The sequence below is a fragment of the Pseudomonas sp. Wu6 genome, from assembly GCF_019891515.1.
GTDB lineage: Bacteria > Pseudomonadota > Gammaproteobacteria > Pseudomonadales > Pseudomonadaceae > Aquipseudomonas > Aquipseudomonas orientalis_A.
The window spans coordinates 36,042-50,544 of sequence record NZ_JAFLXH010000013.1; the positions used below are offsets into that span (position 1 = coordinate 36,042).

The window sequence follows — 14,503 nt, forward strand, 5'->3', positions numbered from 1 at the left end:
TGTCACACCCTAAAGTCAGGCGGGCACTTCGTCCAGCATCAGTCGCTCACGCACCACATCGACCAGTTTGTCGGGCTGGAACTTGGAGAGGAAATTGTCGCAGCCGACCTTTTTCACCATCGACTCGTTGAAGCTGCCCGAGAGCGAGGTGTGCAGCACCACGTAGAGGCTACGCAGGCGCGGGTCGTTGCGGATTTCGGTGGTGAGGCGATAGCCATCCATCTCGGGCATTTCGGCGTCGGTGAAGATCATCAGCAGCTTGTCAGTCATCACCTGGCCGCTGTCGGCCCAGGCCTTGAGCATGTTCAGCGCCTTGAGGCCATCGCTGGCGATGTGCATCTTCACGCCCAACTGGCCGAGGGTGTCACGCAATTGCGAGAGCGCCACGTTGGAGTCGTCCACCAGCAGCACTTCGCGGCCACGGGCGCGCTCCAGCACCGGGTCTTCGAGTTTTTCCCGGGAGACCTTGGCGTTGTAGGGCACGATTTCAGCCAGGACTTTTTCCACATCGATGATTTCCACCAACTGGTCATCGACCTTGCTGATGGCGGTGAGGTAATGCTGGCGCCCGGCGCTGGCCGGCGGCGGCAGGATGGCTTCCCAGTTCATGTTGACGATGCGGTCGACGCCACCCACCAGGAAGGCCTGCACCGAGCGGTTGTACTCGGTGACGATAATGGTGCTGTTGGGCCCTGGCACCAACGGGCGCATGCCGATGGCCTGGGACAGGTCGATCACCGGCAAGGTCTGGCCGCGCAGGTTGACCACGCCACACACAAAGGGGTGACGCTGGGGCATCAGGGTCAGCTTGGGCAGTTGCAGCACTTCCTGCACTTTGAACACGTTGATCGCGAACAGCTGTCGCCCGAACAAGCGGAACATGAGAATTTCCAGGCGATTCTCACCCACCAATTGCGTGCGTTGATCTACCGTGTCGAGAATGCCGGCCATTGAGAGCTCCTGGTGTGCATGTCAGTTCTGCGAGTGCGCAGTTCATATAGGCAAGTTATCGGCGCCAAACGCCAGACCTTGACCCCGGTAAAATGCCATGTAAATGCATTGATGTCACACTGACATCATGCTTTACTGCATTCACCCCCCATAGCGCTGTATCGCGGCGGCGCGGGACATTCGAATCGACGTGCGGTTCCACTGCGTAGGGGATTCCCCTATGCGCAATCAGGCCTGACCTGATATTCGCGATATCTAATAGCCATTAATGTGACGCCATTCTCATTGCATGAATGGAGTCACGCTTTTGTTTGCCATCCCAAGCCCTGGGCCCGCCGGCCTTCCAGGCACTCACGTATCGGCAACTGAAGTTGTGGCATCCCGCTCAGCCGGGGTTACGCACGACTTTCGCGAGCATTTCAATAAAGCTCCTACAGGCATTTCGGAAGCTACCTACAAGACCCAATCCTATTTCAGCGCTAGTTTAAGCCATTCACCCGGTGCGACATCTCATCACCCGAGCTTGAGTTGCGGAGACATGCATGATGAATAGCGCGAACGAATGGCAAACGGCACTTCCCGAGTTTCTGCGGGAGGCCGAGATGCTGCTGATCAAGTCCCAGGAGTGCTTGAGCCATCTGCATTTGATCCGTGACGACAGTGACGCCATCGACTGCATGAAAACCAGCCTGGCCAAACTGGCTGAAAAGGCCGACAACCTGGCACTGCAAGCGATCAGCGATTTCTCGCGGCGCCTTCTGGCGCTCATTGCCAACGCCCGCACCCCCCTGCAATTGCACGACCAGGCATTGGATGCGTTGCATGACTGCCTGACGCTGCTGGCCTGGCAACTGGAGCTGATCGACACACGCACCGGTGAACTGCCCCTGGACGAGAGTGAGCAAACCGCCTTGATCGCGCTGGCGACCTTGCAGATTCCGCAAAAGGAGTTCAGTCACGCGCCGCAGCCACGCTTGCATCACGGGACTTGAGCCTTATGCAGGTCGTATTTGATAATCCACCTATCCAAAAACGACCGATGATGGCAAAACAGGCGTAAATATCCATTAGCCATCCATGCAATAACGATACAAACCAACTGTATTAATACAACTTCACTGTTTAACGCTGGGAATACTCTCCAGAGTATTTGCGCGGGCCATAAACCAATCAGGCGACCAACGGTAACAGGGGTGGTACTATGGCGCCACTCGAAGTGACTCAACTTCATCATGTTTAAACACGACTCGGCAGCGTATTCCAAACAGAGCCCGGCCAACCGGTCTCCCCGCAGCGAACCCTCAGTGGCTTCATTCGTATGTACGCCAAGCTAAAGCCACTTTTTTCCAGGTCTGTGTCGCGCAGCACTGCACGCCGTATCGTCCTCGCGCTGTGCCTGTGTTCGCTGTCTGCCAGCGCATGGGCGTACGTACACGCATCGCCCTTGTCGCTATTGATCCTGCTGCTCAACCTGGCCACGCTGGCGGTGGTGGGCCTGCACCAATGGCGTTCGCGCAAATCGATCAAGTTCCAGCCCCAGGAATTGGCCGACCGCCTGTTGCAGGTCCAGGAAAACGAACGCCATCGCCTCAGCCGCGAGCTGCACGACGACATCGGCCAACTGCTGACCGCCGCCAAGCTGCAAACCGAATGGCTGCAGCGTCGCCTGCCGCCGGAGCTGCAGGATCAATGCACGGCGCTGTGCAATACCCTCAATGAAACCCTGGCCAAGGTGCGCGACGTGTCCGCCATCCTCAACCCGCGCCAGTTGGCCAGCCTGGGCCTGGAAGCGAGCTTGCGCGCGCACCTGCTCAAGACCCTGGGGAAAACCCAGGTGTGCTGGAGCCTGGAATGCCCGCAACGGCTGGCGGGTATTCCTGAAGAAATGGCCGTGGCGGCGTTTCGTATCACCCAGGAAGCGGTGACCAACATGCTCCGTCACGCTCAGGCGCACAACCTGCGGGTGCGCCTGCAACGCCTGCCCGAAGGCCTGTCGCTGATGATCTGCGATGACGGCCTGGGCTTTTCGCCCGCCACCGACCCAGGCCGCGAAGGCCAGCGCGGCATGGCCGGCATGTACGAGCGGATGGACCAACTGGGAGGCACCTTGTCCGTCAGCAGCGAGCCAGGCAAAGGTACGCGGATCGACGCGTTGTTCCCCTGGGCGCCTCGCGCCCTCGAACGGGCCGGCGCCCCTGAGGTTGCCCGGTGACCTGCAACCTGCTCCTGGTGGATGACCACGCGCTGATCCGCGCCGGCGTTCGCGCGCTGATCCTGGATATTCCCGGCTACAACGTGATCGGCGAAGCCAGCGACGGCGCGCAATTGCTCGAGCAGTTTCGCGCCCTGCAGCCGGATATCGTGCTGCTGGACCTGTCGATGAAACACACCGGCGGCCTCGACGCCCTGCAGCAACTCAAGGCGGCCTACCCCAAGAGCAAGGTGCTGATCCTGTCGATGCACACCGAGCCCGACTTGATCATGCGCGCGCTGGAGTCGGGCGCTCACGGCTACCTGCTCAAAGACATGACCGGCAACGAGCTGGAACACGCCCTGCGGGCCTTGCGCAACAACGAGCGTTACCTGAGCCCGGCCATCGCCCACACGGTGATCAACCAGGCGCTGATCCGCAGCCAGGGCGCGGCCTCGCCCGTGCCCCACAGCCACAACCTGACGGCGCGACAGCTGGAAATCCTGCGCTTGATCGTGCGTGGCAAGTCCACCCGGGAAATCGCCCACGGACTGGGCCTGAGCATCAAGACCGTGGAAGCGCATCGCTCGCAGATCATGAAGCGCCTGCAGATTTTCGACGTGGCGGGCCTGGTGTTATTCGCGGTGCGCGAGCAGATCATCAGCCTGGACGATTAGGGGCGAACCCAGCGGCAGGTGTACGCGCAGGGCCTTGGGCACCGCTTCGAAATGCAGGTCGTCGCCTTCCAGCGGCTCGCCATCGAGGTTGATGTACAAGCCCTGCGCGCCCTTGATATTGACCCACGGCAGGCGGGCGCGCACGAACATGGTGTCCAGGCCCCAGCCATTGCTCATCAGTTCGCGCAGGGTGCCGACCACCTCCTGGGGTGCCGGCAGGATGCTGACGTCCAGCAACCCGTCATCGGCCAGCGCATCGGGGCACAGCACATGCCCGCCGCCGGCCTGGCGACCGTTGCCGATGCCCAGCGCGAGCAACTCGCCTTTCCACTGGAAATCGGGGCCTTCCAGCTCAGCATAGGCGGCCTTCAATTCACTGAAGCGCGACAACCCGGTGAACAGGTAGGCGGCACCCCCGAGGACTTTCTTCAGGTCTTCGGACGTGTTGGCGGTGACCTGGCTGCCGAAGCCGCCGGTGGCCATGTTGAGGAAGATCTGCCCGCCGACCTGGCCGAGGTCGATTGCCCTTGGCTCGACATCCAGCAACGCGAGGGCGCCGGCCCGCTCCAGCGGCACGCCGGCGGCCTTGGCGAAGTCGTTGGCGGTGCCCAGGGGCATCAACACCAGGCTGGCGTCGGTGCCGGCTTGCGCCATCGCTTCGGCGACATCGCGCAAGGTGCCGTCGCCACCGCCGGCGATAATATGGGTATAGCCGTTTTCCAATGCCTCGTTGACCAGGCGCAGCGCATCGCCGCCCTCCCACGTCACCCGCACCGCCAGCTCCCAGCCCTGCTCACGACGGGCGAGCACAGCCGCACGCACGTCCTCGTTGAGGGCTTGTTTGCCGTGGAGGATCAACAGGGCTTTGGGTGTGGTCATTTAGGGGTATCTCCTGGGTCAAGGTGCTTGCAGGATGTTGACCCTTGGGGACGGGGAAAAGTCTGTGGCTCAAGAAAATTGATTGATGTATGGCAATCGACATGTGGGAGGGGGCTTGCCCGCGATGGCGGCCTCTGGGCTGTCCGGGATGTTGGATTGGAACGAGTACATATCCGTTTCTGCGGTAACGGCTGCTTAGGGTTCCGCCCTGACGGCGGGTCACTTTGGAAAAGCCCCAAAGTAACCAAAGGGCTCTTGCCCCACCACTCGGCACCTCGCCTAGGCTCGGTGTGCCCGAACGCAGGCTTGAATCCGTGGGCCGCCGCAATGGGCCATCCATGGCCCAGTGCGGCTAACCCGGCGTCCTGCCGGGTTGCCCACGGATTCAAGCCTGCGTTCGGCCAGCGTGGTTTAACGGGGCGCCTAAGATCACAAGCAGATCAAGATCAAGAGCGACTCGCTTCGCATCGTGGTTACGGTTGGCCGCTGCTGAGTTGGGTAGATACCTATGCCCCGATAGCGGTGTGTCAGCCAGCCAGTGTTCAGCAGACAAACCGCCATCGGGGGCAAGCCCCCTCCCACACTGGATCGAGGACAGCCGCCAGATCGCCACAGGCTTGCCCCCTCCCACATTAAACCCAGCAAGCCAGCCCGAATCAGCTCTTGTGCAACTTGCTCATCAACTGCGCTTCGGCATGGGTCAGGCCGCACGACTGGGTCAGTTCGTCCACCGTCGCGCCCATGCCCACCAGCTTGGCCGCCTGGGCGAACGACAGGTTGGCAGGATCGCGTTGTTCCAACTGCACCAGCTTGTCCGGCAACGGCCCGAGAATCGCGCGCAGTTCATGCACCTCATCGCCTACCCGCACCGCAGTCTGCTGGAAATGATCGACGCGTTTGACCAGCTCCAGAATGCGCCGGTCACGCACCGCATCGCGCTCGGCCTGTTGCAGGACCGACTCGCGTTGCTGGCGCATGTAGCGCAGCAGGAATGCCAAGGTCCCGGCCCACAACAGGGCCAGGACAATCACCGCCGCCTCAAGGAACAATCAGATGCTCTCCAGTTCCGACCACTCTTCTTCGCTCATCATTTTGTCCAGCTCAACCAGAATCAACAGCTCGTTGTTCTTGTTGCACACGCCCTGGATAAACTTGGCGGATTCTTCGTTGCCCACGTTCGGCGCGGTTTCCACTTCCGATTGGCGCAGGTAGACCACTTCGGCGACGCTGTCGACCATGATCCCGACCACTTGCTTGTCGGCTTCGATGATGACGATGCGCGTGTTGTCGTTGACATCGGTCGGTGCCAGGCCGAAGCGCTGGCGGGTGTCGATCACCGTCACCACGTTGCCGCGCAGGTTGATGATGCCCAGCACGTAGCTCGGCGCACCCGGTACCGGGGCGATCTCGGTGTAGCGCAGCACTTCCTGCACGCGCATCACGTTAATGCCGTAGGACTCGTTGTCCAGTTTGAAGGTCACCCATTGCAGGATCGGATCATCCAAACCTTGTGCGGACGCTGACTTGTTCATCTTTCTGACCCCTCAAATGCCGCTATCGACGGCGTGTGTGCTAATGGGCCGCGCAACCGCACGACCTTTATTGTCCAATCAACTGCGTTTGTTCTGCGCCATCGTCTTGACTGCGCCACTGGCGATCAACTCGGCCAGTTCGGCGACGTCGAGCAATGCGCACATGTGTTCGATCACGGTGCCCGCCAACCACGGCCGTTGGCCACGGTGGCTGCGCCATTTGATTTCGTTCGGGTCCAGGCGCAACGAGCGGCTGACTTGATGCACCGCCAGCCCCCACTCGTAACCCTGCACGGAGATCACGTACTGCAGGCCCTGTTGAAAATCGTCACGGTAGCGGTCGGGCATCACCCAGCGCGCCGTGTCCAGCACCTTGAGATTGCCGGCCTGGCTGGGCAGGATGCCGAGAAACCACTCCGGCTGCCCGAACAGTGGCGTCAGCTCCTGGCCTTCCAGGGAATAGATCGAGCCCAGGCACACCAGCGGCACCGCCAGGGTCAAGCCGGCCACATCGAACAACAGGCATTCGAACGGCTCGGCGGCCCAGGACGGGCGACCGTCAGCGGTCACCGGCGGCGGCGTGATGCTCGGCGGCAGGTGCACTTGCACGATGGGCTCGACCACCACCGGCGCCACCCCCTCAGGCGTGATCGGCAGCACCACGGGCAGCGCCTCGACCCGGGCGTCGCGGGCCTGCTCCTCGAGCACCGCCAACTGGAACTCATCCAGCGCCGCTTCGACCTCAATGATCGGCTCCGGCACCAGGATCGGTTCCGGCAGTTCTTCGGCGGTCGCGTCCTGCAGCAAGGCATCCAGGTAGGATTCCAGTGCCAGTTGCGGCCGGGTCTTGTATTGGACGGGACGATTCATCACGCCACCTGCGCCACAAGTTGCTGGGACAGCAGGTGCTTGAGCAACGCCCGATACGCCAGTACGCCACGGCTCTTGCCGTCGAACTGCGACGGCGTAAGCCCCGCGCGGCTGGCGTCGCGCAGGCGCGTGTCCACCGGGATGTAGCCGTTCCAGATGCTGTCCGGGTAGCCATCGCGCAGCACCCGCAGGGTGCCGAGGGACGCCTGGGTACGCCGGTCGAACAAGGTCGGCACGATGCTGTACGGCAGCGCCTGTTTGCGCGAACGGTTGATCATCGCCAGGGTGCTGACCATGCGCTCCAGGCCTTTGACGGCCAGGTGCTCGGTCTGTACCGGGATGACCAGTTGCTGGCTGGCCGCCAAGGCATTGACCATCAGCACGCCGAGCAAGGGCGGGCTGTCGATGATCGCGTAATCGAAGTCCTGCCACAGTTGCGCCAGGGTCTTGGCGATCACCAGGCCCAGGCCGCTCTGGCCCGGCGACTGGCGTTCAAGGGTGGCCAGGGCGGTGCTGGACGGCAACAGCGAAATACTGTCACTGCTGGTGGGCAGCAGCAGTTGCCGGGGCAAGTCGCTCGGCACGCTGCCCTTGTGCAGGAACAGGTCGTAGCAACTGTGTTCCAGCGCATCCGGGTCGTAGCCGAAATAGCTGGTCATGGAGCCGTGGGGGTCGAGGTCGACCACGACCACGCGCTTGCCCGCCTCGGCCAGCAAGCCGGCTAAAGCGATGGAAGTGGTGGTCTTGCCGACTCCACCCTTTTGATTGGCAACTGCCCAGACTCTCATTCGGTTGATTCCTCCCGGTGGGCACAGGCGCGACCGAGACATTGCATAGGTTATTGAGCCGGTGACGGAGAATTGACGGAGCTTGTCCGCACCGGCGGTTTTGCAGGGGCCGGTGCAGTTTGTGTGCCAGCGCGCCGCAATGCCGCATCCGGTGTTGCATTTGCCGTGCCGGTGCCGGTCAGGCTGCGGCGTACATCCAGGTTACGTGACACCACCAGCACCACGCGCCGGTTGCGCCCGCGGCCTTCGGCCGTGGCGTTATTGGCCACCGGCTGGAATTCACCGTAGCCCACCGACGCCAGGCGCTGGGGGTTTACCCCCTGCATCGCGAGCATGCGCACGATACTCGCCGCGCGCGCCGAGGACAGTTCCCAGTTGGTCGGGTACTGCGCGGTGCTGATCGGCACATTGTCGGTAAAGCCTTCGACGTGAATCGGGTTTTCAAACGGCCTGAGGATCGCCGCCACCTTGTCGATGATGGTGAAGGCCTGGTCGCTCGGCAACGCATCGGCGCTGGCGAACAACAGGCTGGAATTGAGCTCGATCTCCACCCACAACTCATTGCCGCGCACGGTCATCTGATTGGACTTGATCAGGTCACCGAACGCGGCGCTGATATCGTCGGCGATGCTTTTGAGCGGGTCGCTGGTGCCGCCGATGCCTGCGGCGGTTTCATCGCTGTCGTTGACCAGTGGCTTGGCCGGCGTCACCGTCTTGGGCCGTTCTTCGCCAATGGGAATCGGCTTGAGCGCGCGCTCGGAATCGTTGAACACCCCGACCAATGCCTGGGAAATGATCTTGTACTTGCCTTCGTTGATCGACGAGATCGAGTACATCACCACGAAAAACGCAAACAGCAAGGTGATGAAGTCCGCGTAGGACACCAGCCAGCGTTCATGGTTGACGTGCTCTTCAGGCTCGCGACGGCGGCGGCTCACAGGCGCTCCCCTCCACACACCGAATCACCTGTAGGAGCGAGCTTGCTCGCGAAAAACCCGAGAGCAACGCGTTTATCCAGGATACCCGCGTTATCGTTGACGATTTTCGCGAGCAAGCTCGCTCCTACAGTGTTCATACCCATCAATCCGAGAAGCCCTGGAGCTTCAGTTCGATGGAGCGCGGGTTTTCGCCCTCGGCAATCGACAGGATGCCTTCGAGCAGCATTTCGCGGTAGCGGGACTGGCGCATGGCAATCGACTTGAGCTTGCTTGCCACCGGCAGCAGCACCAGGTTGGCGCTGGCCACGCCATAGATGGTGGCAACAAACGCCACGGCAATGCCGCTGCCCAGTTGCGAAGGGTCAGCCAGGTTGCCCATCACGTGGATCAGGCCCATCACCGCGCCGATGATGCCGATGGTCGGCGCGTAGCCGCCCATGCTTTCAAACACTTTGGCCGCATTGATATCGCGGCTTTCCTGGGTGTAGAAATCCACCTCGAGGATGCTGCGGATCGCTTCCGGTTCGGCGCCGTCGACCAGCAGCTGCAGGCCCTTGCGTGCATAGCTGTCGGGCTCGGCATCGGCCACGCCTTCCAGGCCCAGCAAGCCTTCCTTGCGGGCGGTGAGGCTCCAGTTGACCACACGGTCGATGCCGCCTGCCATGTCGACCCGTGGCGGAAAAATGATCCAGATCAGAATCTGCATGGCGCGCTTGAACGAGCTCAGCGGCGACTGCAGCAACGCAGCGCCCACGGTGCCGCCGATCACGATCAGCGCCGCCGGGCCGTTGGCCAGGGCGCCGAGGTGGCCGCCCTCCAGGTAGTTGCCGCCGATGATGGCGACAAACGCCAGGGTGATGCCGATCAGGCTCAAGACATCCATCAGAGGCAGGCCTCCACCAGATGCTTGCCGATGTCGTCCAGGCTGTAGACCGCGTCAGCCAGGTCGGCCTTGACGATGGCCATGGGCATGCCATAGATCACACAACTGGCTTCGTCCTGGGCCCAGATGGCGCTGCCGCCCTGCTTGAGCAGGCGCGCGCCTTCACGGCCGTCGGCGCCCATGCCGGTGAGCACCACCGCCAGAACTTTGTCGCCATAGGACTTGGCCGCCGAACCGAAGGTGATGTCCACGCACGGCTTGTAGTTCAGGCGCTCGTCGCCCGGCAGGATCTTGATCGCGCCACGGCCGTCCACCATCATCTGCTTGCCGCCCGGCGCCAGCAGCGCCAGGCCGGGGCGCAGGATGTCACCGTCCTCGGCTTCCTTGACGCTGATGCGGCACAGCTTGTCCAGACGCTCGGCGAAGGCCTTGGTGAAGGCGGCGGGCATGTGCTGCACCAGCACGATCGGCGCGGGGAAGTTGGCCGGCAGTTGGGTCAATACACGCTGCAAGGCCACCGGCCCGCCGGTGGACGTACCGATGGCGACCAGCTTGTAGGCCTTGCGCTTGGGCGCGGGCGAATGGGCGCTCGGTGCCGTGGCACGACTGGGGGCTGCCGGCGCGGGACGCGCTGCCGGTGCCGGCGCAGGCGCGGAGCGGTTGAACGACGACGCCGGCGCGGCTGCGGGTGCAGGCGTCGGTGCAGGGGCTGGCGCGCTGAACAGGCTGCGGCGGTTACTGCGCGAAATGCTGTGCACTTTCTCGCACAGCATCTGCTTGACCTTCTCGGGGTTGCGCGAGATGTCTTCGAAATTCTTGGGCAGGAAATCCACCGCGCCGGCATCCAGCGCATCCAGGGTCACCCGGGCGCCTTCGTGGGTCAGCGAGGAGAACATCAACACCGGTGTCGGGCAACGTTGCATGATATGACGCACGGCCGTGATGCCATCCATCATCGGCATTTCGTAGTCCATGGTGATCACGTCCGGCTTCAACGCAATGGCTTGTTCGATCGCCTCTTTGCCGTTGGTGGCCGTGCCGACTACCTGGATCGTTGGATCGGCGGAAAGAATCTCCGAGACGCGGCGGCGGAAGAAACCCGAATCGTCCACCACCAGGACCTTGACTGCCATAAACACTCCGTTAGACGGGGCGGGCACTCGCGCGCCCTGCCCCGCCAGAATCAAATACGCCGTGCGGCGTAACGCTTGAGCATGCTCGGAACATCGAGAATCAGCGCGATGCGACCGTCACCGGTGATGGTGGCACCCGACATGCCCGGGGTGCCCTGCAGCATCTTGCCCAAAGGCTTGATCACCACTTCTTCCTGGCCCACCAGTTGATCGACCACAAAGCCGATGCGCTGGGTGCCCACCGACAGAATCACCACATGGCCCTCGCGCTGCTCTTCATGCTTGGCCGACGCCACCAGCCAACGCTTGAGGTAGAACAGCGGCAAGGCCTTGTCGCGCACGATCACCACTTCCTGGCCGTCCACCACGTTGGTGCGCGACAGGTCGAGGTGGAAGATCTCGTTGACGTTGACCAGCGGGAAGGCAAACGCCTGGTTGCCCAGCATCACCATCAGGGTCGGCATGATCGCCAGGGTCAACGGCACCTTGATGACGATCTTGGAGCCCTGGCCCTTGGTCGAGTAGATATTGATCGAGCCGTTGAGCTGGCTGATCTTGGTCTTCACCACGTCCATGCCGACGCCACGCCCGGACACGTCGGAAATCTCGGTCTTGGTCGAGAAACCCGGCGCGAAGATCAGGTTGTAGCACTCGGTGTCGGTCAGGCGGTCGGCGGCGTCCTTGTCCATCACACCGCGCTTGACGGCGATATTGCGCAAGATGGTCGGGTCCATGCCTTTGCCGTCATCGGTAATCGACAGCAGGATGTGGTCGCCCTCCTGCTCCGCCGCCAGGATCACCTTGCCGTTGCGTGACTTGCCCGAGGCTTCGCGTTCTTCCGGGGTTTCCACGCCGTGGTCGACGGCGTTGCGCACCAAGTGGACCAGCGGGTCGGCCAGGGCCTCGACAAGGTTCTTGTCGAGGTCGGTTTCTTCGCCCACCAGTTCCAGGGTGATTTCTTTCTTGAGCTGGCGCGCCAGGTCGCGAACCAGGCGCGGGAAGCGGCCGAAGACTTTCTTGATCGGCTGCATCCGCGTTTTCATCACGGCGGTCTGCAGATCGGCGGTGACCACGTCGAGGTTCGACACGGCCTTCTGCATGGCTTCGTCGCCACTGTTCAGACCCAGGCGCACCAGGCGGTTACGCACCAGTACCAGTTCGCCGACCATGTTCATGATGTCGTCCAGGCGCGCGGTGTCCACGCGCACGGTGGTTTCGGCTTCACTGGCAGGTTTGTCCGCGACCGGCGCCGGGGCAGCACGCGCCGGGGCTGGCGCCGCAGCCGCTGCTGGCGCGGGCTTGGCAGCCGCCGGCGCCGCGGCTTTGGCGGCAACCGGTGCGGGCGTCGCGACAGCTGCGGCTGCAGGAGCGGCGGCGGCCGGGGCCACTTCGGTGAACTTGCCCTTGCCGTGCAACTCGTCGAGCAACGCTTCGAATTCGTGGTCGGAGATCAGCCCGTCGCCGGCCGGTTCAGCCGGTTCAGCCTTGGCGGCTGGAGCAGCTGGAGCAGCTGGAGCGGCGGCGGTGGCTGCGACTTGCGGCAAGGCTTCAGCGGCAAATGTGCCTTTGCCATGCAGTTGGTCGAGCAGTGCCTCGAATTCGTCGTCGGTAATGTCGGTGCTGGCATTGGCTGCCGGCGCTGCCGGTGTAGCGGGCGCAGCATCCGACGGCGCCGGGGCCACGGCATCCGCCGCGAACTGGCCTTTGCCATGCAACTGGTCGAGCAGGGATTCGAATTCCGCGTCGGTAATGTCTTCGCTGGTCGGCGTGGCGACCGGCGCAGACGCAACCGGCGCTTCAGCTTGAGCCTTGACTGCGTTGAGCGAGTCGAGCAGTTGCTCGAATTCGCTGTCGGTCACATCCGGCTCGGCTGGCGCCACCGGCTCAGGCTCGGCTTGCACCGCAGGCGCCTCGGCAGCCGGTTCGGCCAGGCGCGCCAGGGCGGCCAGCAGTTCCGGGGTGGCGGCAGTGATCGGCGCACGTTCGCGCACTTCACTGAACATGCCGTTGACCGCATCCAGTGCTTCGAGAATCACGTCCATCAATTCCGAGTCAACCTTGCGCTCACCCTTGCGCAGGATGTCGAACACGTTCTCGGCGATGTGGCAGCACTCCACCAGCTCATGGAGCTGGAGGAAGCCGGCGCCCCCTTTTACAGTGTGAAAACCGCGAAAAATTGCATTGAGCAGGTTCGCATCATCCGGGCGGCTTTCCAGCTCGACCAGTTGTTCGGACAGTTGCTCTAAAATTTCGCCGGCCTCTACAAGGAAATCCTGAAGGATTTCTTCATCGGCGCCGAAGCTCATGTGGGTGCTCCTTAGAAGCCTAAACTGGACAGCAAATCGTCTACGTCATCTTGACCGGATACGACGTCTTCACGTTTATCGGCATGAATCTGCGGACCTTCACCCTTGGCGAGATGTTTTTGTGGATCTTTTTCCGAGAGGATCGCTTCGCGGTCATGTTCGATGCCGGCAAAACGGTCGACCTGACCGGCCATGAGCACCAGTTTGAGCAGGTTGCTTTCCACTTCGGTGACCAGTTGGGTCACCCGCTTGATCACCTGGCCTGTGAGGTCCTGGTAATCCTGGGCCAGCAGAATATCGTTGAGGTTGCTGGCCACCGTGCGGTTTTCCTGCTCGCTGCGCGACAGAAAACCGTCGACGCGACGCGCCAGCTCACGGAACTCTTCAGCCCCCACTTCGCGGCGCATGAAGCGGCCCCAGTCCACGCTCAGGGCGTGGGCTTCGCTGGCCATGCCGTTGACCAGGGGCGTGGCGTTTTCCACCAGGTCCATGGTGCGGTTGGCCGCCGCCTCGGTCAGCCTGACCACATAGGACAAGCGTTCAGTGGCATCGGTGATCTGCGAAATTTCTTCGGCCTGGGGCATGCGCGGGTCAATCTGGAAATTGACGATCGCACTGTGCAGCTCGCGTGTGAGCTTGCCCACTTCCTGGTACAGGCCGCGGTCACGGGTCTGGTTAAGCTCATGGATCAACTGCACCGCGTCGGCGAAATGGCCTTTTTCCAGGCTGTCGACCAACTGGTGAGCATGCTTTTTCAGGGTCGACTCAAAGTCGCCCAGTGTTGTTTCTTTATGCTCCATAGCTCCCCCGCGATGGCATTAGCCGTGGATGCGTTCGAAGATTTTTTCGATCTTCTCTTTCAAGGCCAATGCTGTGAATGGCTTGACCACGTAACCGTTGACCCCGGCTTGGGCGGCTTCGATGATCTGTTCACGCTTGGCTTCGGCGGTCACCATCAACACCGGCAGGCTGCGCAGTTTTTCATCGGCGCGCACATGGCGCAGCAAATCGATACCGGTCATGCCCGGCATGTTCCAGTCGGTTACCAGAAAGTCGATGCTGCCGCTGTTGAGGATCGGAATCGCCGTAATGCCGTCATCCGCCTCGACCGTGTTAGTGAACCCAAGGTCACGCAACAGGTTTTTTATGATCCGCCGCATCGTTGAGAAGTCATCAACGATGAGGATTTTCATGTTCTTGTCCAATTCGACCTCCAAGCAGTCTTAAACGCGCCCAGCACCTGGACGCGCCACTTCAATCAACAGGCGTTACACAAAAAGGACTGCCCAGGGCACCACGGAGCGAATCCGCGAAGGCCGAAACCTTCGCGGTAGCATCTGCAGTGTCCCCACACT

15 protein-coding genes are annotated in these 14,503 nt (G+C 62.1%); 3 read left to right on the forward strand and 12 right to left on the reverse strand.

Annotation, left to right across the window (positions count from 1 at the left end; all coding sequences use genetic code 11):
• Nucleotides 1-15: 15 nt before the first annotated feature.
• The gene (locus J1G34_RS11475; RefSeq protein WP_065891653.1) at nt 16-951 is read right to left on the reverse strand and encodes a chemotaxis protein CheV; all 936 of its coding nucleotides are present in this window, start codon (nt 949-951) and stop codon (nt 16-18) included.
• Nucleotides 952-1,493: 542 nt separating this feature from the next.
• Between J1G34_RS11475 and J1G34_RS11480 the strand changes: the two genes are divergently transcribed.
• From J1G34_RS11480 to J1G34_RS11490, 3 genes are all read left to right on the forward strand, one after another.
• On the forward strand, nt 1,494-1,943 hold the full coding sequence (locus tag J1G34_RS11480; protein WP_176718055.1) for a hypothetical protein: 450 nt from the start codon (nt 1,494-1,496) through the stop codon (nt 1,941-1,943).
• 326 nt (nt 1,944-2,269) lie between these two features.
• Nucleotides 2,270-3,163, forward strand: coding sequence for a sensor histidine kinase (locus J1G34_RS11485; protein ID WP_122462205.1), 894 nt, complete (start codon nt 2,270-2,272; stop codon nt 3,161-3,163).
• Entirely contained in the window at nt 3,160-3,819 is a 660-nt protein-coding gene (locus tag J1G34_RS11490; protein WP_065897702.1) for a response regulator transcription factor, read from the forward strand. Before J1G34_RS11485 ends, J1G34_RS11490 begins: the two co-directional genes overlap by 4 nt.
• Here J1G34_RS11490 and yegS read toward each other — a convergent pair.
• From yegS to J1G34_RS11545, 11 genes are all read right to left on the reverse strand, one after another.
• Entirely contained in the window at nt 3,778-4,698 is a 921-nt protein-coding gene (gene yegS, locus J1G34_RS11495) for a lipid kinase YegS (protein WP_222994071.1), read from the reverse strand. The two genes, J1G34_RS11490 and yegS, sit on opposite strands and share 42 nt — an antisense overlap.
• A gap of 656 nt (nt 4,699-5,354) precedes the next feature.
• Nucleotides 5,355-5,747 carry a DUF2802 domain-containing protein gene (locus J1G34_RS11500; RefSeq protein WP_065888355.1) on the reverse strand — a complete coding sequence of 131 codons (393 nt, stop codon included), beginning with the start codon at nt 5,745-5,747 and terminating at the stop codon, nt 5,355-5,357.
• The gene (locus tag J1G34_RS11505; protein ID WP_057721368.1) at nt 5,748-6,230 is read right to left on the reverse strand and encodes a chemotaxis protein CheW; all 483 of its coding nucleotides are present in this window, start codon (nt 6,228-6,230) and stop codon (nt 5,748-5,750) included. It abuts the gene before it with no gap.
• Between the two features lie 78 nt (nt 6,231-6,308).
• Entirely contained in the window at nt 6,309-7,100 is a 792-nt protein-coding gene (locus J1G34_RS11510) for a CheW domain-containing protein (RefSeq protein WP_222994073.1), read from the reverse strand.
• On the reverse strand, nt 7,100-7,888 hold the full coding sequence (locus J1G34_RS11515) for a ParA family protein (protein WP_065888353.1): 789 nt from the start codon (nt 7,886-7,888) through the stop codon (nt 7,100-7,102). The genes J1G34_RS11510 and J1G34_RS11515 overlap by 1 nt, the downstream gene beginning before the upstream one ends.
• Nucleotides 7,889-7,938: 50 nt before the next feature.
• Nucleotides 7,939-8,826, reverse strand: coding sequence for a flagellar motor protein MotD (gene motD, locus J1G34_RS11520; protein WP_065888352.1), 888 nt, complete (start codon nt 8,824-8,826; stop codon nt 7,939-7,941).
• A gap of 142 nt (nt 8,827-8,968) precedes the next feature.
• Complete coding sequence (locus J1G34_RS11525) at nt 8,969-9,709, reverse strand: flagellar motor protein (RefSeq protein ID WP_065888351.1); 741 nt, start codon at nt 9,707-9,709, stop codon at nt 8,969-8,971.
• Nucleotides 9,709-10,842 carry a protein-glutamate methylesterase/protein-glutamine glutaminase gene (locus J1G34_RS11530; protein ID WP_222994075.1) on the reverse strand — a complete coding sequence of 378 codons (1,134 nt, stop codon included), beginning with the start codon at nt 10,840-10,842 and terminating at the stop codon, nt 9,709-9,711. The genes J1G34_RS11525 and J1G34_RS11530 overlap by 1 nt, the downstream gene beginning before the upstream one ends.
• Before the next feature lie 50 nt (nt 10,843-10,892).
• A complete protein-coding gene (locus J1G34_RS11535) occupies nt 10,893-13,148 on the reverse strand; it encodes a chemotaxis protein CheA (RefSeq protein WP_222994077.1) in 2,256 nt (751 codons plus the stop codon).
• Between the two features lie 11 nt (nt 13,149-13,159).
• Nucleotides 13,160-13,948, reverse strand: a complete 789-nt coding sequence (locus tag J1G34_RS11540) for a protein phosphatase CheZ (RefSeq protein ID WP_065884565.1) — start codon at nt 13,946-13,948, stop codon at nt 13,160-13,162.
• An 18-nt stretch (nt 13,949-13,966) separates the two neighbouring features.
• Nucleotides 13,967-14,341: a chemotaxis response regulator CheY gene (locus J1G34_RS11545; RefSeq protein ID WP_015885173.1), complete on the reverse strand. Its 375-nt coding sequence runs from the start codon at nt 14,339-14,341 to the stop codon at nt 13,967-13,969.
• Between the last annotated feature and the right edge of the window lie 162 nt (nt 14,342-14,503).